The organism is Paenibacillus pasadenensis DSM 19293 (assembly GCF_000422485.1).
GTDB lineage: Bacteria > Bacillota > Bacilli > Paenibacillales > Paenibacillaceae > Paenibacillus_O > Paenibacillus_O pasadenensis.
In genome coordinates this window covers 54,214-72,106 of record NZ_KE383851.1, presented here as the reverse complement: position 1 = coordinate 72,106, position 17,893 = coordinate 54,214, and the positions used below count along the sequence as shown (strand labels likewise).

Here is a 17,893-nt window from a genome sequence, read left to right as displayed (position 1 = left end):
GTCATCGACATGGTATCATGAATGAGGAGGCCGACTCAAGGCCGTCCCTTCCATGATCCCCCAAAGGAGCGCCCGCTATGAAAAATGCCGATTACCTGCTCTCGGCCTCGGCGTTCGGCCAGCTCGTCGCCCGCTGCCGTCAGGCAGCGCCGCAGGAGGCATGCGGCCTAGCCGCAGCTTCGGCCGACGACCCTTGCGGCATCGTCACCTGCATCTTGCCGCTCCGCAACTGCCATCCCGATCCGCTGCGCCACTACCGGCTCGATCCCGCCGAATGGATCGAAGCGCATTACCGCCTCGTCCGCTCCGGCCTCCGCCTGATCGCCGTTTATCACTCCCATCCTCGAGGACCTGCCGCCCCGTCGGAAGAAGACCGCCGCGCGGCGCTTTGGACCGGCTCCCCGCGCGCCGAAGAGCCCTTCGGACTCGCCGAAGGGCCTGGCATGTGGATCGTATCGCTGGAAAACGCCGCCGAACCGGAAATCGCCGCTTATGCCTCCGGACCGGAAGGCCTCCGGCGCTCAGTGCTGGCTCAAATAAGCGTATAGGTCGCCGAGCGTATGGATGTTGCGCGAGCGGATCCTCCCGAGGTACGTCCGCCATAGCCGCGACTGCATAAAGCAATCCTCCAGCGCGTGGTGGCGGCGCGTGATCGGGATGCGCTCCTCCGCCAGCAGCTCGTCGAGGCCGTATGATTCCCGTCCAGGCTGCAGCCATTTGGCGACCATCATCGTGTCGAGCACGCGATGGGTCAGATTGCATTTGTACGTCCTCCACAAGGCGGCGTTCAGGAACTGCTTGTCATGCCCGCTCCCATGCGCGATGAGCAGGCGCTTCCCGCAGAAGTCCATGAAATCATGCAGCACGTCGGCCAGCTCCGGCGCGTCCTCGCCCATTGCGCTCGTAATGCCGGTCAGCTCCGTGATATGGAGGGGAACTTTGCGCTTCGGGTTGACGAGGCTGTAGAACGTCTTGCCCTCGACCGGCTCCCCTCCCTTGAGCAGCACCGCGCCGAAGCTGATGATCTCGTCTCCGTTGTACGGATAGAAGCCCGTCGTCTCCAAGTCGAATACGACGGTCTCCAGATCGTCGAATGGCGTATCGAGCAGAGACTGCTTGCGCAGGTCGCGGTTGACCGAGCGCATAAAGGCCATCTGCTGCGCGTTCTGCGCTCCCAGCATGGACGCGAGGGCCGGCGTGACGCCTCCCATCTTGTACAGCTGCCACATTCGACTGACGCCTTTGCTTTCCTTCATGTTGACTCCTTTCCATCCGTCAGAGCCTGTTCATCGTATGCCGGTACACCCGCCGCTGCAGCTTCTTGCCGACCTTGAGGCCGCTTTTCAGCTCCTCCGCCATCTCCTTCGTCAGCTTGCGCGAGCTCAGCTTGCCGTTGGTCGTGAACCGGCCGTTCTCGATGCGCTCGGTCGTCATCATCCGCAGCCGCAGGAACAGGCGGAACGTCTGAATCCACTCCGCCGCCTCAGAGCGCTGCACGAGCCCCTGCTCCTCGAGCGCGCGGATTCTCTCCAGCGTGCCCGTCTCGCGCAGGTTGGCCTCGATCGCCAGCAGGCGGATGGCATTGACCATCGGGATGTAGGCGCCGTATTTGATGTCGAGGCTGCCCGCGTCTTCGCCGTACGGCTCCCGCAGGAGCTGGCCGAACACATTGAGCAGCACCTTGTGCTTCATCGTATTTTCCAGCATTCGCTTCACGATGACGGGCTGTTGGATGACGTCTCGATAAAAGTAGGCCATGAGCTCCTCGTGGAGCTCCGGAGCGCCGAACACGCAGCGGCTGTCCGCCACGATCAGCAAATAGCGCACCGGCTCCCACGCCGGCTCGTCGAACCAGCGCCCGAGCCGCTCCTGCCAGCTCGAAAGCGGGCGGCACCACTCCGAATTGCTGCTCAGCACATTGCCCTCGCAGAGCGGATAGCCCGCCCCGAGCAGCAGCTGGACGACCTGGTCCGACAGGGCGGCAAAATAGCGGCGGCTTTCTTCTCGGCCTTCGCCATCCGGCGAATCGCCATAAACGATGCCGCTGTCCTGATCGCTGAGCAATGTCTGTTCCCTGCGCCCGCCGCTCCCGAACAACAAATAGGCAAAAGGCGCGGGGGGAGTTCCCATCCCGAGCCGCGCCAATTCGCTTTGAGCGAGCTGAATGGCGCGACGAATCATAGCGTCGTGCGCGTCATTCAGCTCGGCATAGAATTGCTCTGTCTGTTGCTGAGGCAGCCGGGCGACCATCCGGTCGTGGACAAGCTCGCGAAGGCGATGCAGGCTGGCGGAATCTTCCGCGCGGGCGATTCCGTGAAGCAGCTGATGCCAACCCGGGTCTGTCATGCGGCGTCTCTCCCCTCTGGCCTGATCCAAGCTCTGGATGAAGTGTAGCAGATTTCGCTACGCTTGGATATTCTGGCCGGAAGGTTTTTTGAGCTGCTCCGGATAGCCGTAGTTGCCGTGCTCGCTCAGGTCGAGGCCGGCGATCTCCTGCTCCTCCGTGACGCGCAGGCCCATGATGGCCTTCATGATGCCGAGCAGGATGAAGCTCGCGGCGAGGACGAACACGCCGCAGATGACGACGCTCTCGAACTGGACCCACAGCTGATGCCAGCTGCCGGTATCGATCAAGCCGCCTTGGCCGACGCCGACTTTGGTGGCGAGCTCTTCCGTGGCGAAGATGCCGTTGGCGAGCGTGCCCCAGATGCCGGCCGCGCCGTGCACGGAGAGGGCGAAGATCGGATCGTCGATTTTCATTTTTTCGAAGAAGCGGACGCTGTAGAAAACGAGAATGCCGGCGACCAAGCCGATGACGACTGCCGCCCATGGATCGACGAACGCGCAGGAGGCTGTGATGGCGACGAGGCCGGCGAGCGCGCCGTTCAGCGTCGTGCCGATGTCCGCCTTGCCCAGCACCGCCCAGGAGATGAGCAGCGCCGCGACTGCGCCGCCGGCTGCGCCCAGCTGGGTGTTGAAGGCGACGAAGCCGAAGAAGCCGTCGCCGATCGCGACCGTGGAGCCGGCGTTGAAGCCGAACCAGCCTACCCACAGGATGAGGACCGACAGCGCCGTGAACACTTGGTTGTGGCCGAGGATCTCATTGGCGGAGCCGTCCTTGTTGAACTTGCCGATGCGCGGCTTGAGCAGGATCGTGCCGGCCAGAGCGGCCAGGGCGCCGGTCAAGTGGACGACGGTAGAGCCTGCGAAGTCTTGCGCGCCGTCTTGGGCAAGGAAGCCGCCGCCCCAGATCCAGTGCGCGACGACCGGATAGATGAGAGCCGTGAACAGAATCGTGAAGATCAAGTATACGGACAGCTTGGCGCGTTCCGCGAAGCCGCCCCATGCGATCGACAGCGATACCGCCGCGAAAGCGAGCTGGAACAGGAAGAAGACCGTAGTAGGAAGGCCGTTGTCGACCGACGTCTTGGCCGGATCGAAGAAGAAGTCTCCCCATCCGAAGAAGTCGTTGCCGGAGCCTCCGAAGGCGATGCCGTAGCCGAGCGCCCAGTAGACCAGCGAGCAAAGGCCGACCGTGAAGATCGTCTTGCCGGCGACGTGCCCGGCGTTCTTCATGCGGGTCGAGCCCGTCTCCAGCAGGATGAATCCTCCTTGCATGAGCAGGACCAGAATCGCCGCCAGCATGACCCACAGGGCATTTAGACCCATGTTGAGCGTCGCTCCCGAAGGATCCTCTGCGAACGCCATCGCCGGGAAAAGCACCAGCAATGCGCTCATGGAAATCAGCATCTTTTTGACCACTACGACCACTCCCTAATGTAATGTTCTCTAACGTGTGATGAAAGACTTAATGCCATTATAGTCAGAAGTACCTGCTTTGACAATAACCTATTTTTCAGAAACGAAAAGAATATCAAACGTTCCCCTTTCATATCGTAACGAATGTTAAGTTTTCCCCCCACATTCAGCGAGAACGGACGATCCTCCCAGGCTATCCTTCGGTTTTGCCGCGAAAGCAGGATGAAAAACCGATCCGTCAGAAGTCATGCGATGCATCCAGCCTTCATGTAAGCTTTCTCGACAATCCCGCTTTTCTCCCTCGCTGGACCGGCAACAGGAAACGGCTGGGTTTGACGGCATGAAGGCTTACCGATTATCATAGTTTTCATAGAGAAGCAAGGGTTTGATAAGGATGGTGGAGGAGAAATGGCTGAACAACTGCTCAAGATCGGTGAATTGTCCAAGCAGGCTGAGGTCAGCTCCAGAACGATCGACTACTACACGAAGCTAGGCTTGATCCAGCCCGAAGCCCGCAGCGAGGGCAATTATCGGCTCTATAGTCGTGAAACCTTGGAACGCCTCCAGCGTATAGAACAGTTGAAGAAAGAAAAATATACGTTGGACGAAATCAAGCAAGCCCTGGACAGCTGGACCAAGGTCTCATCCGTGTCCCAGGTCACGCAGCGGCTCAGCGATCTCGAGCTGCATCTGACGCAGCTCGAGCGCGAGGTCAAGGAGCTTGAGCCCGTCATTCAGAATCTCAAGCCGAAGCAGGCCAACCAAGCCGTCAAGCGCCTCATCCCGCAGACCGCGGCATGCATCGAGGCGCTGATGCTGATTCTGAACAAGGGCAATTTCATGTAGCCAACGAAGAAAGATGGAGGGATTGCCTTGTTTTTTCATCCGATGGACTTCCTGATCCTGATCGCCTTCGCTCTGTCGATCTGGGCGCAGTTCAGAGTCAAGGGCACGTTCAACCGCTGGTCCGAGGTGCAGGCGATGAGCGGCCTGACGGGCTACGAGGCCGCGCGCCGCTTGCTTGACGCGAACGGACTGTACGACGTGCCGATCGAGCCGGTTCCGGGCCGCCTGAGCGACCACTACGATCCGATCCACCGCGTCGTCCGCTTGTCGGAGCCGGTCTACTACGAGAGCTCCATATCGGCGATCTCGGTCGCCTGCCACGAGGTCGGCCACGCGATCCAGCATAAGGTGAGCTACCCGATGCTGACGCTGCGCCACCGGATCTTCCCGGTCGTCAACTTCGCCTCCGGCATCGCGCCGTTCCTGCTGCTCGGCGGCTTCCTGTTCCAGGCGACCGGCCTGATCGGCATCGGCATCATCTTCTTCTCGGTCGCCGTGGCCTTCCAGCTCATCACGCTGCCGGTCGAGTTCAACGCCAGCAGCCGCGCCCGCGAGCTGATGGTATCCGAGGGCTTCATCTCCAACGAGGAAGAGCGCGGCGTATCCAAAGTGCTCAACGCCGCCGCCTTGACCTACGTCGCGGCCGCCCTCATCTCTCTGCTGGAGCTGGTCAAGTACATCATGATCTTCTTCAGCAACCGCGAATAACACGCAAACGAAAAGCCCCTTCCGTCTCCAGACGGAAGGGGCTTTTCGTTTGGCGGAGCAGGACTCGCTGTTATGCGAGGCCAGCTCCTGCAACGCCCCACGCGGCTGATCAGCGCCGCATGGGGGGCATGGCTAGGGTTGCCGCAACCCCCGCCTCAACGCTGGCGGGCCCGGCGGTAGCGCTCCTTGTTGTCCATCGCGGCGTAGATCAGATAGCCGCCGATGAGGCCGCCCAGATGGGCATACCAGTTGATGTTGGAATAGAACAGCAGCGACACGACGCCCAGGATCAGAATCATGTAGACCGTCTTGACCGAGCTCTCGTCCATCATGCCCTTGCGGTGCAGCGCCATGAACAGATAGGCGCCGTAAACGCCGTAAATGGCGCCTGACGCGCCGAGAGACGACTGGACTCCGGTAATCGCGACCGCGGACAGCACGTTCCCGGCGATGCCGCTCAGCACGTACAGCAGCGTGTAGCGCCAGGCGCCGATAAGCCGCTCCAGCGGCGGAGCGAAAACGAGCAAGGCGAACAGGTTGAAGAACAGATGCTGCAGGCTGCCGTGCACGAAAATCGAGGTGATGTACCTCCACGGCTCCTGGAGGCCGAAGGCATTGTCGGCATAGCCGGGCTGATCCTGCCACTGGATGAACATCAGATCGTAGGTGAGGCGGTCGTTCGTCAGCAGCTGGCCGGCGAACAGGATCAAGTTCAGCGCGATCAGGATCGACGTGACGGGATACGACTTCAGGTATCCCCGAAAGCTTTCGTAGCGCAGGAAAATCATGAGGCTCTCCCCTTCTTTCCCGATTGGACAACCGGGTTGGCGAATGTTTATAATGAGAAGGCATTTCCTATTCCATTGTTGCAAATGAAGGAGGACATATCAGATGGCTCAAGAACGTCAAGCAAGCTTCAAGGGCAACCCGATCACGCTGGTCGGCCCGCAGCTTCAGGCAGGCGACAAAGCCCCTGCATTCACCCTCAACAAATCGCTCGTGGACACGGCCACGCTCGGCGATTATGCAGGCAAGATCAAGCTGATCAGCGTCGTGCCGAGCATCGACACCGGCGTATGCGACGCCCAGACCCGCCGCTTCAACGAGGAAGCCGCGAAGCTCGGCGACAACGTGGCCGTGCTGACGGTGAGCGCGGACTTGCCTTTCGCCCAGGCGCGCTGGTGCGGAGCGGCGGGCATCGACAAAGTCGTCCTTCTTTCCGACTACAAGGGCAATGAGTTCGGCCAAGCCTACGGCGTCTACATCAAGGAATTCGGCCTCGACATGCGTTCGATCTTCGTTCTCGACGCCGACGACACGATCCGTTATGTCGAGGTGCTCGGCGAGATGACCGAGCATCCGAATTACGAAGCCGCTGTCGAAGCGGTGCGCGCGCTGCTGTAGCGCCAGGAACAGAAAAGCGAGCAGGGACGATGTCCTTCGCTCGCTTTTTGCTTGTTCAGGAGGTCGTCTTGACGGCCGCCAGCTTTTTGTCCAGGGTGCGGTAAATATCGAGGATGACCCGGTAATTGGCGCCGAGATCCCCGAGGGAGCCCCGCGAGGCGGAGTAGATATCGACCGCGGATGTGACGGGTCCCGTACCGATGACCGAGACGGTGATGTCCATCGTCCGGCCCGTGACGGTCCGCTTCTCCAGTACGATCTCGCCGACCGACGGCACGTCATGCAGCACCTTGTAGCCCTGCATCTTCTTGAGCGTGCTTAGAACCTCGTCAAAAGCCTTGTCCTTGGAGAGCTTGTAGTAATGGGACTTGAGCAGCGGATCCTTCGCCTTGTCCCCCGACTGCTCGAAGCTGCGCAGCAAACCGAAAAGCGTCCGTTTCAGCAAGGATGATTCCCCCTCCGACCTCTATGTATAAGGGTGTGGCTCGTATGTCGGCATCAGGCATGCCGTTTCAAAAAAAAGGCTCTGACAGCTGTCAGAGTCGTCTTGAACTCTAGAATTAAGTCCCGCGATGCCGTCCGGCTTGCTTGTTTCTGAACCCGCTCTCGCAGGTGGGTGTCCGCAGATCTGCCTTTGAGATCCTCCATGAAATGAAGGCGTGTCAGCCGCACATCGATGTTGAACTCCCGGGAAACAGCCATTGGTTCAAAACAATTTAAAGCCGTAACGAGCATCGCAGGATGTATAGCTATTATAAGCCTTGCGGCCGCAAAAGTAAAATTCGCCGCTTTATTTTTTGGCGCCCTCTCCAAGCTCCGTATCCACGACGTCGGCTTCTTCCGCGGCGAGCCGATTCTTCTCCTCCAGCTGGGACTGCACCTTCTGGTAGACGAGGTAGAAGTTCCAGAATGCGAAGTAAGCGATCAAGCTGCCCATGAAAAACGGGATCAGGAACGTGATCTTCGTGAAGCTGATATACAGGATGAACCCGGCCACGATCGCCGTGGAGAACGAGCGCAGCGGCCGCCCGATCGTGATGAGGATCGCATTTTTGAGCAGCTGGAACGTCTTCATGTGATAATGCACGACCATCGAGAAGAAATTGAACACCGAGATCGACAGCAGCAGCATCAGGCCGATGAAGATGTACGAGACGAGCTGCAGGCTCGGATTGTTCATATATACCCGGTAATCGACGATCATGATGGCGAATAGAAGCGCATACAAGATGCCGCCGACCATGCTCTGCACATAGTTTTCCTTGTAGGTCCGGAAAAAGGTCTTGAACAGAGGCACGTCCAGGTCGCCCATGACCCACTTGCGCGCGACGCCGAACATCGCGGACGTCGCCGGGAACAGCGTGAACGGGGCGACGACGAGCGCGAGGAACATCCAGCTGAAAAAGCTTGCCGCAACGTCGACATCTTCGATCCCCGTGGAAAGGAATGCGGTCAGCACCAAAAACGCAAACGGAAAGGAGCAGACGACCCACAGCAGATTGATGACCGCAAGCCTCATGATCCATTCGGAAAGGCGGTAGAAGCCGCCCATAATGCCTCTCATTTCCATGTCGTACTCATTCCCCCCAGCTGACTATTGCTTCTATTATACCGCGTATCGCAGCAGAAGCCCAACTATATCGAGACCGGGCATTCGTCCTGTCCGTACAACTGTCCCCCGCATACACTGACATCAGCTTCACCCAAATCAATCCATTTCATAGGAGGTGTCGATATGGGCGCAGCTTACGGAGGATTCGGTGGCGGCTTCGGCGGATACAGCACGGGAGCCATTCTGGTCCTGTTCATTCTTCTGGTCATCATCACACGTGCATTCTGGTACTGATCCGACGGATGCCGACCGAGACCGGACTACGGGACTCCTGCCAGGCAGGATAAGCTCGGTCCGGAAGGCGACTCCGCTGGATCGGGGCTAGGCATGAAACGGCGATGCACCTTCTTCTTTGCAAACGAAAAGCCGGGATGGCCGCAAATGCGGTTGTCCCGGCTTTTCGTCTAGACGCATCGTGCAGGATTATTGGTTGACGAAGTCGTCCGAGGAGAACTTGGGACGACGGTCGCCGCCGCCGCTGCCGCTGTTGCCGCGGTTCTCTCCGCGGCTTTCGTAGCTGCGGCCGCCCTCGCCTCTCGGCTTGTAGCCGTCACGGCTGCCGCCGCGATTGCCGCCGTAGCTGCTGCTGCCGCTGCCGTATCCGCTGCGTCCACGAGGAGCGCTGCCGCTGCCTCCAGTACCGCCGCCAGTACCGCCGCCAGTGCCGCCGCGATTGCCGCCGTAGCCGCTGCCCGTAAAGCGGCGACCGCTCGAACGTACATCCGGACGGCGCTTTTTGGCGCGGATCGGATCTTCCGGCGTCAGCTCGATGCTGACGTCCTTCTTCTCGCCGGTGATCAGCTTGATCGCCGAAGCGAGCACATTGACGGAGTCGTACTGCTCCAGCAGCTGGATGGCGATGCCCTTGTACTCTTGGAAGCTGTCCGTCTGCACGATCTCGATGATGCGCTCCGCCGTGATGCGCTGCTTGCCCTCGATCGCCTCCGCGATGGACGGAACCGGCTTCTTGGAGATGCGCTGGCGCGTCACCTTCTCGATGAAGTGCAGGTGATCCGTCTCGCGCGGCGTCACGAAGCTCCATGCCGTGCCTTCCTTGCCGGCGCGGCCCGTACGGCCGATGCGGTGGACATAGCTCTCCGGATCTTGCGGGAGGTCGAAGTTGATGACATGCGTCACGCCGGATACGTCGAGGCCGCGAGCCGCGACGTCCGTCGCGACGAGCACGTCGATGCTGCCGTCGCGGAACTTGCGCATGACGTTGTCGCGTTGGTTCTGGCTCAGGTCGCCATGCAGGCCGTCCGCGGAGTAGCCGCGCTTTTGCAGCGCTTCGCTCAGCTCGTCGACGCGGCGCTTCGTGCGGCCGAAGATGATCGCCAGCTCTGGGCTTTCCATATCGAGCAAGCGGCTCAGGGCGTCGAACTTCTGACGCTCGTGCACTTCGATGTAGGCCTGGTCGATCGTCGGAGCGGTAACCTGTTTAGGGATGACCGAGACATGCTCGGGATTTTTGAGGAACTGCTGGGCGAGACGCTGGATGTTCGGAGGCATCGTCGCCGAGAAGAGCATCGTCTGGCGCTGCTCCGGCACGAGGCTCAGAATGGACGTGATGTCCTCCATGAAGCCCATGTCGAGCATTTCGTCCGCCTCGTCAAGCACGACGTGCTGGACGTCGTCAAGCTTGATCGTCTTGCGGTTGATGTGGTCGAGCAGACGGCCCGGGGTGCCGATGATGATCTGCGGACGCTTCTTGAGCGCGCGGATCTGGCGGCCGATCTCTTGTCCGCCGTAGATCGGAAGGGAACGGATGCCCTTGAAGCGGGAAAGCTTGCCGATCTCCTCGGCGACCTGGATGGCCAGCTCGCGGGTAGGCGTCATGATGAGCGCAACGATGCGATCCTCGGTCGTCGGAATGTTGTTGATGAGGGGGATGCCGAAGGCTGCGGTCTTGCCTGTGCCCGTCTGGGCCTGGCCGATGAGATCGGTGCCTGCGAGGGCGATCGGGATGGCCTTATCTTGAATTGCCGTGGATTCCTCGAATCCCAGCTCCGTAATTGCCTGCAACACCTTAGCGTCGAGGCCAAATTCAGCAAATGTTTTCAAATCTTATTCAAACTCCTTCTCTTTGCGAAGCTCGCTTCAAAAATATCCTGTTAAGTATAGCACAAAGAACCTGGTGAATACCAGTCGCAGGCAAACAGCCATACTACGGGCGTATGCAAAGGGAACGGCCGCCCAGGGGACAAGCCTCCGGCGGCGGAAACGGAGGAAGCATGAAGCCTTACCAAGCATTGGCCTCCTGGCTGGCCGTTACGGCCGGCTCGATGCTCATCGCGGCCGCCTTCAATATCCTCCTGATTCCGGAGCAGCTGCTGAGCGGGGGCATCTCCGGCATCTCCATGATGATCGGCTACCTGACCGGCAGCAACATCGGCTGGCTGTACCTGGCGCTCAACGTTCCGGTGCTCGCCTGGGGCTGGTTCACGCTCGGCCGCCGCTTCGTCTTCTGGAGCAGCTACTCCGTCGTCGCCGCCAGCGCCTTCATGCAGCTCATCCCTGTCCAGCCGGTCGCGCAGGACATCCTGCTCGCCTCGGTATTCGGCGGGTTGCTGCTCGGATTCGGGACCGGCCTCTGCCTGCGCGCCGGAGGCTCGTCCGGCGGCTTCGACATCATCGCGTCGATCGTCAGCCGCAGCCGCGACCTCCCCGTCGGCATGATGATCTTCATCCTCAACGGCCTCGTCATCGGCATCCTCGTCGTCTTCACCGGCAACTGGGACATCGCGCTCTACTCGCTGATCTCCATCTTCACCGCCGGGAAAGTCGTCGACCTCGTCCATATCCGCCACCTCAAGGTGACGGCCTTCATCGTGACGCAGAAGACGGAGGAGCTGCTGAAGCAGATGCTCTCCCGTCCGCGCGGCGTGACGATCGTCAAGACGAGAGGCGCCTTCTCCTCCGAGGAGCGCGACATGCTGATGACGGTGACGACCCGCTACGAGCTCGACGAGCTGAAGCGGATGGTCCGGCGCCTCGATCCGAAGGCGTTCGTGAATATCGTGGAGACGGTCGGCGTCATGGGCGATTTCCGGCGCAACGGCTGACCGGAGGAAGAGGCGGAAGCGGATTTGTGGCCCCTTCCCTTTCTTCCTCCTCCGCATTGGAGTATACTGGAGCTATCCCGTAGTTCATTGTTTCATGCCCAGCGTTCTGCCCTGTTATCTGAATGAGAAAGGGTGATGCAAGGTGGAAGTGGAAACGGTCAAACTTTCGAGGATTGTGGAAAAGCTGGCGCCTGAGCTTCATTCCTTCCTTACGGCGCATGAGCTTGATCTCAAGATTGTCCTCCGGGACGGACTGTCCGTGCTGGAGCCGTCTGACGCGATGGAGATCGTGCAGCACAGCATTTGCGAATACCAGAAGCTGACGCTTCTGCATTGACCCTTCTCGATCCGAGAAGGCCGAGGGCCCGCCGCCAGGCGGGCCTTTTTTAGCTGAAATTTCTTGTGTCAGCTTGTCGGATCTTGTTTTATAATTTCATGAGAAGAGTACATAGGGAGAGAACAGAATGGAAATGGTGTATTCAACGATGCTGCTGCTGATGCAGCTGATGTCGGGCGGGACCGGTCCGGAGTCGGACGCCTCTCATCAGATGATGGCGTCCTATGTGAACGCGGCCGCGGGCAAGCCGGTGATCGCGATGCCGGCCGCGGAGGTCAAGGCTCCGGACGCCGGCGGCGAGTTCGTCAAGAAGGATCCGCAGCCGGACGCGCCCGAGGTCAAAGGCATCTACGCGACGGCGCACAGCGCCGGCGGCGCGCGGCTGGAGAAGCTGCTCTCGCTGCTCGACCGGACGGAGCTCAACAGCATGGTCGTCGACATCAAGGACGACTACGGCTACATCACCTACCCGACCGACAATCCCGAGCTGCTGGAGATGGGCACGGCCAAGAAATACATCAAGGATCTCCCGGGCCTCATGAAGACGCTCGAGCAGCATAAAGTGTATCCGATCGCCCGTATCGTCGTCTTCAAGGATACGGTGCTCGCGGCGAAAAATCCGGAGCTGAGCTTCGTGCGCGGAGACGGCAGCGTCTGGAAGAACGGCAAGGGCGACAGCTTCGTCAACCCTTATTCCAAGGAAGTCTGGGACTACAACATCGCCGTCGCCAAGGAAGCGGTCAAGTTCGGCTTCAAGGAAATCCAGTTCGATTACGTGCGCTTTCCGGAAGGCTTCGAGAAAAAAGCCGACTCGCTCAAGTATGAGAAGACCGACATCAGCCGCGTCGACGCGGTCGCCGGATTCGTCAAGTACGCGCGGGAGCAGATGGCCGATCTCGGCGTCCGCGTCTCGGTCGACATCTTCGGCTACGCCGCCTCCGTCCCGGCTGCCGAGGGCATCGGCCAGGACTTCGTCAAAATCTCGAAATATGTCGACGTCATCAGTCCGATGGTCTACCCGAGCCACTATTCGACCGGCTGGTACGGCGCCAAGGCGCCGGATACGAAGCCGTACGACGTCATCAAGGGCTCGATGGTCGATACGCACAAGAAGCTCGATCCGATCGGCAGCTTCAAGCCGGTCATCCGCCCTTGGATTCAAGACTTCACGGCGAGCTGGCTCGGCAAGGGCAACTACATCAAGTACGGCAAGGCCGAGGTCGAGGCGCAGATCAAGGCGCTCCACGACACGGGCGTCAAGGAATACCTGCTCTGGAACGCGGGCAACAACTACACGGAAGCGAATTATAAGTAACGCCGGACTCATCCGCCTTTATTGCGAGCGGGAGGCGGCAGGGAAACCTGCCTCCTCCCGCTTTTTTTGCCGCGCCAAGCCAAAAAAAGCGGCCGCGGCGTCCATGGTGGACGCCGCGGCCGCTCGGCGCGCGAAGCGGATCAGCCTTCGATCAGATAGCCGCTGCCCGGCTCGGGCCGCTTCTTCTCGACGATGGCGATCGACTGAAGCTCGGGGGTATGCAGGAAATGGCGCTGCGCATGGCTTTCGACGTAGGAGAACGCCTTCTCGTCGCTCGCCGCGAGCACGATCAGATGCGCCTGCTTGCCTTCCGGCAGCTGCAGCTCGATTTTGTACAGGAACAAGGGGCTCGCCCTCCTCTGCGGCTTATTGGGACAGGCGAAGGGCCAGGTTGTACAGGTCCATGTTGAACGGCTTCTTGGTGTTGACGACCAGGTCGATGTCCGTCGCCGTCAGCTCGCCCTTGATGATGCCGCAGGACTTGGCCGACTCGCCCGCCATCAGCTGGCGCACGGCGAAGTCGCCGAGCTGGCTCGCCAGCACGCGGTCGTTGTGGGTCGGAGAGCCGCCGCGCTGGATGTGGCCCAGCACCGTGACGCGAGGGTCGATGCCGCAGCAGCTCGTGATATGGTCGGCGACGTCCTGGCCCTTGCCGGCGCCTTCAGCGACGATAATGATGCTGTGGCGCTTGCCGTGGCGGAAATTGTCCTGCATGCGGCGGGAGACTTCGTCCAGATCGTACGGCACCTCCGGCACGAGGATCGTCTCCGCTCCGCTCGCCAGGCCCGCGTACAGGGCGATGTCGCCGCAGTGGCGGCCCATGACCTCGACGATCGAGGAGCGCTCATGGGACGTCATCGTATCGCGCAGCTTGTTGATGGCGTCGACGACGATGCTCACCGCCGTGTCGAATCCGATCGTGAAGTCCGTGAACGGAATGTCGTTGTCGATCGTGCCCGGCAGGCCCATCGTCTTGATGCCGAGCTTGCTCAGCTTGTTGGCTCCTTGGTACGAGCCGTCGCCGCCGATGACGACGAGGCCGTCGATGCCGCGCTCGCGCAGCACCTCGGCGCCCTTTTGCTGGCCCTCGGGAGTCATGAACTCCTTGCAGCGGGCCGTCTGCAGGATCGTGCCGCCGCGCTGGATGATGTCGCCGACGCTGCGCAGGTCCATCGGACGCAGATCGTCGTTGATCAGTCCTTGATAGCCGCGCTGCACGCCGTATACGTCCAGGCCGTGATAAAGGGCGCTGCGCACGACAGCGCGCACCGCCGCGTTCATCCCCTGGGAATCTCCGCCGCTCGTAAGGACGGCAATGGATTTGACTGCTGACATAGTAGGTCCTCCAATGACGCATTAGTATAGGTGCAAAAAGAAAAGAAACCGGTTCGGAAGCGCGCTAGGCCCGGATCCGGCGGATCCAGACGCTGTTGAGCAGGAAGAACAGCCGGGCGAGCGGACTGCCCTTCATGAGCGCGCGGGACACCCGCTTCACGTCCTCCTGGCCGCCCACCTTGGGATCGGACAGATACAGAGCCAGCAGCCCCTCGACGATCAAGCGGTGGAAGCCGGGGTCGGGCAAGGCGAGCGCATCCGCTCGCGCCTGCTCGACGATGGCGCCGATGCGCGCCGCCGCCTCCTCGGTATCCCGATAATAGTTGCAGAAGTTGAGGTCCCCGCCGGCCAGGTCCTCCTCCTGATCGATCAAATAGTCGAGCAGAATGTGGAGGCCGCATATATGCGGGAAATAGCCGCCTCGCACGCGGGCGGCGCCCTCCGGCGTCAGGCCGGGATCCACGGCGGCCGTGAACAGCGCGAACATGCCGAGCGTCGAGCCCGTCGCGGCGGCGAACTCGTTCCAGCGAAGCTCGGGACTGAGCTGCCGATGCCGCTCCCGCCAGGCGAGCAGCTGCTCCTCGCGCAGGTCCTTGCGGATGTGCTTGTACACCTGCAGGTCGCCGTACAGCGAGACGAGCTGCGCGACCTCGGGCTGCGCGGCCGCATAGCCGGGCAGCCGGCGCACGGCTTGCTGGCAAGTCCGCACGAGATGATGCAGATAGCCGCCGTCATCCTGCTCGGCCCTCCGCGCGTAATAGTTCGTCAGCTCGGCGTCCGGGTCGATCGCGTCCAGCATCGAGCGATGCAGCAGGCGAAAGTCGTCCGGATCGAGCGAGGTGCTGCGGTCGCATAGATTGTCCAGGTAGTCGCTGATCGTCTGCAGCGCGACGATCAGCGGAATGAGCAGGCGGCGCTTGGACGGATCTAGGATCGCGTAGACGCAGCCGCCCTGGCAGTGGAACCGCTTGTCCCTCATGCTCGCGAGCGCCTGCGTCCGCAGCTCGGGATCGGGGATGAGCTCCGCCCGGCGGCGCAGGGCGGCCAGCTCTGCCGATACGCCGGGCAGCACATAGCGGTAGACGCGGTACATCAAGTTCATCGGCTTGGACGGAGCCTTGACGGCTCCGATCGTCCTGTCGTTCATTCGAGGCGCCCTCCTAGCGGTCGTCAGGAATGGCGCCGCGCTTCAATCTCCTGATTGACGCGGTACCAAATATGCAGGTCATTGATGCGGCTCGCCAGCTCGGCGATGTCGGAATTGAGGCGGCATGAGCGAGCGAAGTCCTCCTCCTCGTCCAGCTCCCGCTGCAGGAGGACGATCTGTCTCTCCAGAGCGAAAATGACGTCCGGAATGCGGCCGCGGATCAGCTCCCACTGCTCCACGATCCCCATCTGCTCCGCGGCGTCATATTGATCCCAATTCCGATCCAGGCGGGGCAAGTCGATGCCGAGCCTGGCGTCCGGTACGAAGAAACGGTCCCTCATGGTAAACCTCCATTGATACTTTACCATCCTGATGCCTTAAAATCCAGTGTCGAAGCGGAAAACGATCACCGCCGCGTGGGCCGCGAAAGGGGGATCGAGCCGGGATTCCGGTCCCGAGCGGGGAGACAAAACGCATAGACGAATCAAGCGCCAGCCGCCGGTCCGCTTGACGGATGCCGCCGCTGGCGGCCGGAGGCCGCTCGGCAAAAAAAATAAGGCCCCTCGAAAGGGGCCTTATCTTGCTCTATAATAAGCGAATCCGACGAAGCGGATCTTACAGCTTGACTACGTTCGCAGCTTGAGGACCGCGGTTGCCGTCCGTGATGTCGAATTCAACTTCTTGGCCTTCGTCGAGGGACTTGAAGCCTTCTGCTTGGATCGCAGAGAAGTGAACGAATACGTCTTCGCCGTTCTCAACCTGGATGAAGCCGTAGCCTTTTTCTGCGTTGAACCACTTAACTGTTCCTTTCAAATGAACAACCTCCTAAAATGACGCTGCTTGAAGCAGCGAATAAGCCCATTATACACTCGCCACTCCCTGATTGCAATGAGGTCGAGACGGCTATAGCCGTTCTTTACCGGACGATTTCGAGAAAATGGGTCGACTGCGGCAGAAAAGGCAGCCTCGAGGGCTTCAGATCCGGCCGTCCGCCGGCCGCGCGGATCTCGTCGAGCAGCCGCTCCAGCTCCGGATAAGGCTCGGCGGCCAGCGACAGCAGCGGGTAGATCCGCACCGTGCCGCCTGGCCGGCAGACGCGCATCAGCTCCAACGCCGCGTCGCGATGGAAGCGGTAGCCGAACTGCTCCGCATATAGAAATAGGAAATGGCTGCAGAAGACGAGGTCGAACTTCCCGTCCGGCGCAGGCAGAGTCGGCAGCATCGCCGCCAAATATCTTCCTTCCGCCTCCACCGAGGCTCGGTCGGCCAGACAGCGCTCCAGGGAAGCGATCCGCTCCGCATGATGGCGCTCCAGCGTGCCGTAGTAGCTCCAGTCGAATGTCTCCTTCAGCGCGTCCAGCTTGGCCGTGGACAGCTCGATCTCCTCCCGGGCCGACTGCGCCCAGCTGCCGAGCGGCTCGCCGAAGCGCGGATCGAAGGCATAAGCATCCGCTCCCGCCGCCCTCGCGCCGGCGCAGAACGAAGATGCTCCTGCGGCTACATCCGCGACGGCGATTCCATGGAACGCCTCCGGCTCGAGGCCGAACATCGCGGCGTACTCCGCGAAGCTTCGGCAGGTCATCGCCACGCCCGACTGCTCGTAGCGCTCCCGGCTGAACGATGGCGGATTTGATTCAGGCTCGCGGCCCCTGCTCATGAATGGGTTCATGCGTTCATCTCTCCTCTTCTCGTCTTCCCCGCCGCTCTCGCGGCGACGGCGGAGCATCCCTTTTTCGAAAAGGAGGGATGCATTTCCATGCTAATCCACCTCTTGTTTGCTTTGCAACGATTTTTAGCGCTATGATGAAGGGATAGCAAGTCCGACACATGAAGGGGGATTTATCGTCATGATCAAAAAACATCTGATCTACAAGACCGACAAATACAATATGCTGAACGTCGAGGTCCACGGCAAGACGATCATCGCAAGGGAGATTTCCGACCAATGGGGCGAGGAATGCCATACGTTCCTGAGCCGTCCGGAGCTGATGCATTGGGCGGAGAGCCGCTTCCGTCCGGAGAAGTTCGAAGGCCGCGAGGAAGAGCTGCAGACGATTCTGCAAAATTTGCGCGAGGTCTAAGAGCCGGCGGCAGGATTACTCCCCGCCCTTCGCGAAGGTTACACGCATCCCCGGATCAATTCCCATAAAATGGAGGAGCCTTGCCCGGATGGACACCACCAATGCCGTCATCTTCATCATCGCCAGCTTCTGCCTGGCCGCGATCGTCCTCATGAACCGGTCGTCGCTGCCGGATCGAGTGCGCAAGCCGCTCGCGATCAGCGCGATCGCGCTCGTCTCGATCGCGTTCGTGCTCCTCGTCGCCTCCTTGTTCCGCATGGGAACATAAGGCAAGCCCCAGGCAGGCA

24 protein-coding genes and 1 other RNA gene are annotated in these 17,893 nt (G+C 60.7%); 11 read left to right on the top strand and 14 right to left on the bottom strand.

Features of this window, described 5'->3' with window-relative positions:
• The first annotated feature begins 77 nt into the window (after positions 1–77).
• Positions 78–548 (top strand): M67 family metallopeptidase, encoded by a 471-nt coding sequence (locus H582_RS28225; protein ID WP_043111526.1) that lies wholly within the window; start codon positions 78–80, stop codon positions 546–548.
• Here H582_RS28225 and H582_RS0117265 read toward each other — a convergent pair.
• A complete protein-coding gene (locus H582_RS0117265) occupies positions 522–1,256 on the bottom strand; it encodes an exonuclease domain-containing protein (RefSeq protein WP_028599516.1) in 735 nt (244 codons plus the stop codon). The genes H582_RS28225 and H582_RS0117265 overlap by 27 nt on opposite strands.
• A 19-nt stretch (positions 1,257–1,275) precedes the next feature.
• Complete coding sequence (locus H582_RS0117260) at positions 1,276–2,250, bottom strand: DUF294 nucleotidyltransferase-like domain-containing protein (protein WP_228551842.1); 975 nt, start codon at positions 2,248–2,250, stop codon at positions 1,276–1,278.
• Between H582_RS0117260 and H582_RS32965 the strand changes: the two genes are divergently transcribed.
• Entirely contained in the window at positions 2,152–2,394 is a 243-nt protein-coding gene (locus tag H582_RS32965; protein ID WP_228551933.1) for a hypothetical protein, read from the top strand. The genes H582_RS0117260 and H582_RS32965 overlap by 99 nt on opposite strands.
• A gap of 9 nt (positions 2,395–2,403) precedes the next feature.
• Here the strand turns inward: H582_RS32965 and H582_RS0117255 are convergent, their stop codons facing one another.
• Positions 2,404–3,738 carry an ammonium transporter gene (locus tag H582_RS0117255; RefSeq protein ID WP_373864127.1) on the bottom strand — a complete coding sequence of 445 codons (1,335 nt, stop codon included), beginning with the start codon at positions 3,736–3,738 and terminating at the stop codon, positions 2,404–2,406.
• A gap of 429 nt (positions 3,739–4,167) precedes the next feature.
• On the opposite strand from H582_RS0117255, the gene H582_RS0117250 reads away from it, so the two are divergent.
• Together H582_RS0117250 and H582_RS0117245 are read left to right on the top strand one after the other, a co-directional pair.
• Positions 4,168–4,605, top strand: a complete 438-nt coding sequence (locus H582_RS0117250; protein WP_028599513.1) for a MerR family transcriptional regulator — start codon at positions 4,168–4,170, stop codon at positions 4,603–4,605.
• Positions 4,606–4,647: 42 nt separating this feature from the next.
• A complete protein-coding gene (locus tag H582_RS0117245; protein WP_043111552.1) occupies positions 4,648–5,313 on the top strand; it encodes a zinc metallopeptidase in 666 nt (221 codons plus the stop codon).
• A gap of 155 nt (positions 5,314–5,468) precedes the next feature.
• Here H582_RS0117245 and H582_RS0117240 read toward each other — a convergent pair whose 3' ends face one another.
• The gene (locus tag H582_RS0117240) at positions 5,469–6,101 is read right to left on the bottom strand and encodes a rhomboid family intramembrane serine protease (RefSeq protein ID WP_028599511.1); all 633 of its coding nucleotides are present in this window, start codon (positions 6,099–6,101) and stop codon (positions 5,469–5,471) included.
• A 103-nt stretch (positions 6,102–6,204) separates the two neighbouring features.
• Between H582_RS0117240 and tpx the strand changes: the two genes are divergently transcribed.
• Positions 6,205–6,717, top strand: a complete 513-nt coding sequence (gene tpx, locus H582_RS28220; RefSeq protein ID WP_043111525.1) for a thiol peroxidase — start codon at positions 6,205–6,207, stop codon at positions 6,715–6,717.
• Between the two features lie 55 nt (positions 6,718–6,772).
• On the opposite strand, the gene H582_RS0117225 is transcribed toward tpx, so the two are convergent.
• From H582_RS0117225 to H582_RS0117220, 3 genes are all read right to left on the bottom strand, one after another.
• Complete coding sequence (locus H582_RS0117225) at positions 6,773–7,162, bottom strand: DUF1499 domain-containing protein (RefSeq protein WP_028599510.1); 390 nt, start codon at positions 7,160–7,162, stop codon at positions 6,773–6,775.
• Positions 7,163–7,277: 115 nt separating this feature from the next.
• A non-coding RNA gene (ssrS, locus tag H582_RS31150) (6S RNA) lies at positions 7,278–7,463 on the bottom strand.
• A 44-nt stretch (positions 7,464–7,507) separates the two neighbouring features.
• A complete protein-coding gene (locus tag H582_RS0117220) occupies positions 7,508–8,287 on the bottom strand; it encodes a YesL family protein (RefSeq protein WP_028599509.1) in 780 nt (259 codons plus the stop codon).
• A gap of 165 nt (positions 8,288–8,452) precedes the next feature.
• On the opposite strand from H582_RS0117220, the gene yjcZ reads away from it, so the two are divergent.
• Positions 8,453–8,563 carry a sporulation protein YjcZ gene (yjcZ, locus tag H582_RS31145; RefSeq protein WP_084137398.1) on the top strand — a complete coding sequence of 37 codons (111 nt, stop codon included), beginning with the start codon at positions 8,453–8,455 and terminating at the stop codon, positions 8,561–8,563.
• A 189-nt stretch (positions 8,564–8,752) separates the two neighbouring features.
• Here the strand turns inward: yjcZ and cshA are convergent, their stop codons facing one another.
• Positions 8,753–10,390 (bottom strand): degradosome RNA helicase CshA, encoded by a 1,638-nt coding sequence (cshA, locus tag H582_RS0117210; RefSeq protein ID WP_028599508.1) that lies wholly within the window; start codon positions 10,388–10,390, stop codon positions 8,753–8,755.
• Positions 10,391–10,560: 170 nt separating this feature from the next.
• Here cshA and H582_RS0117205 point away from each other — a divergent pair, with 170 nt between their 5' ends.
• The 3 genes from H582_RS0117205 to H582_RS0117195 all read left to right on the top strand — a co-directional run bounded on the left by H582_RS0117205 (position 10,561) and on the right by H582_RS0117195 (position 13,043).
• Positions 10,561–11,391: a YitT family protein gene (locus tag H582_RS0117205; protein ID WP_028599507.1), complete on the top strand. Its 831-nt coding sequence runs from the start codon at positions 10,561–10,563 to the stop codon at positions 11,389–11,391.
• Positions 11,392–11,533: 142 nt separating this feature from the next.
• The gene (locus H582_RS0117200) at positions 11,534–11,728 is read left to right on the top strand and encodes a hypothetical protein (protein WP_028599506.1); all 195 of its coding nucleotides are present in this window, start codon (positions 11,534–11,536) and stop codon (positions 11,726–11,728) included.
• 127 nt (positions 11,729–11,855) lie between these two features.
• Complete coding sequence (locus tag H582_RS0117195) at positions 11,856–13,043, top strand: putative glycoside hydrolase (RefSeq protein ID WP_028599505.1); 1,188 nt, start codon at positions 11,856–11,858, stop codon at positions 13,041–13,043.
• 140 nt (positions 13,044–13,183) lie between these two features.
• Here the strand turns inward: H582_RS0117195 and H582_RS0117190 are convergent, their stop codons facing one another.
• The 6 genes from H582_RS0117190 to H582_RS0117165 all read right to left on the bottom strand — a co-directional run bounded on the left by H582_RS0117190 (position 13,184) and on the right by H582_RS0117165 (position 17,194).
• Positions 13,184–13,387 (bottom strand): DUF3906 family protein, encoded by a 204-nt coding sequence (locus H582_RS0117190; protein ID WP_028599504.1) that lies wholly within the window; start codon positions 13,385–13,387, stop codon positions 13,184–13,186.
• Between the two features lie 22 nt (positions 13,388–13,409).
• A complete protein-coding gene (gene pfkA, locus H582_RS0117185; RefSeq protein ID WP_028599503.1) occupies positions 13,410–14,378 on the bottom strand; it encodes a 6-phosphofructokinase in 969 nt (322 codons plus the stop codon).
• A 64-nt stretch (positions 14,379–14,442) separates the two neighbouring features.
• Complete coding sequence (locus H582_RS0117180) at positions 14,443–15,525, bottom strand: tetraprenyl-beta-curcumene synthase family protein (RefSeq protein WP_028599502.1); 1,083 nt, start codon at positions 15,523–15,525, stop codon at positions 14,443–14,445.
• A 23-nt stretch (positions 15,526–15,548) separates the two neighbouring features.
• Positions 15,549–15,866 carry a hypothetical protein gene (locus tag H582_RS0117175; protein WP_028599501.1) on the bottom strand — a complete coding sequence of 106 codons (318 nt, stop codon included), beginning with the start codon at positions 15,864–15,866 and terminating at the stop codon, positions 15,549–15,551.
• 274 nt (positions 15,867–16,140) lie between these two features.
• Positions 16,141–16,338 carry a cold shock domain-containing protein gene (locus tag H582_RS0117170; protein ID WP_028599500.1) on the bottom strand — a complete coding sequence of 66 codons (198 nt, stop codon included), beginning with the start codon at positions 16,336–16,338 and terminating at the stop codon, positions 16,141–16,143.
• A gap of 103 nt (positions 16,339–16,441) precedes the next feature.
• Entirely contained in the window at positions 16,442–17,194 is a 753-nt protein-coding gene (locus H582_RS0117165; RefSeq protein WP_228551392.1) for a class I SAM-dependent methyltransferase, read from the bottom strand.
• Positions 17,195–17,372: 178 nt separating this feature from the next.
• Between H582_RS0117165 and H582_RS0117160 the strand changes: the two genes are divergently transcribed.
• Together H582_RS0117160 and H582_RS0117155 are read left to right on the top strand one after the other, a co-directional pair.
• Positions 17,373–17,606: a hypothetical protein gene (locus tag H582_RS0117160; RefSeq protein WP_028599498.1), complete on the top strand. Its 234-nt coding sequence runs from the start codon at positions 17,373–17,375 to the stop codon at positions 17,604–17,606.
• Positions 17,607–17,694: 88 nt separating this feature from the next.
• Positions 17,695–17,874 carry a hypothetical protein gene (locus H582_RS0117155; protein ID WP_028599497.1) on the top strand — a complete coding sequence of 60 codons (180 nt, stop codon included), beginning with the start codon at positions 17,695–17,697 and terminating at the stop codon, positions 17,872–17,874.
• The last annotated feature ends 19 nt before the right edge of the window (positions 17,875–17,893 follow it).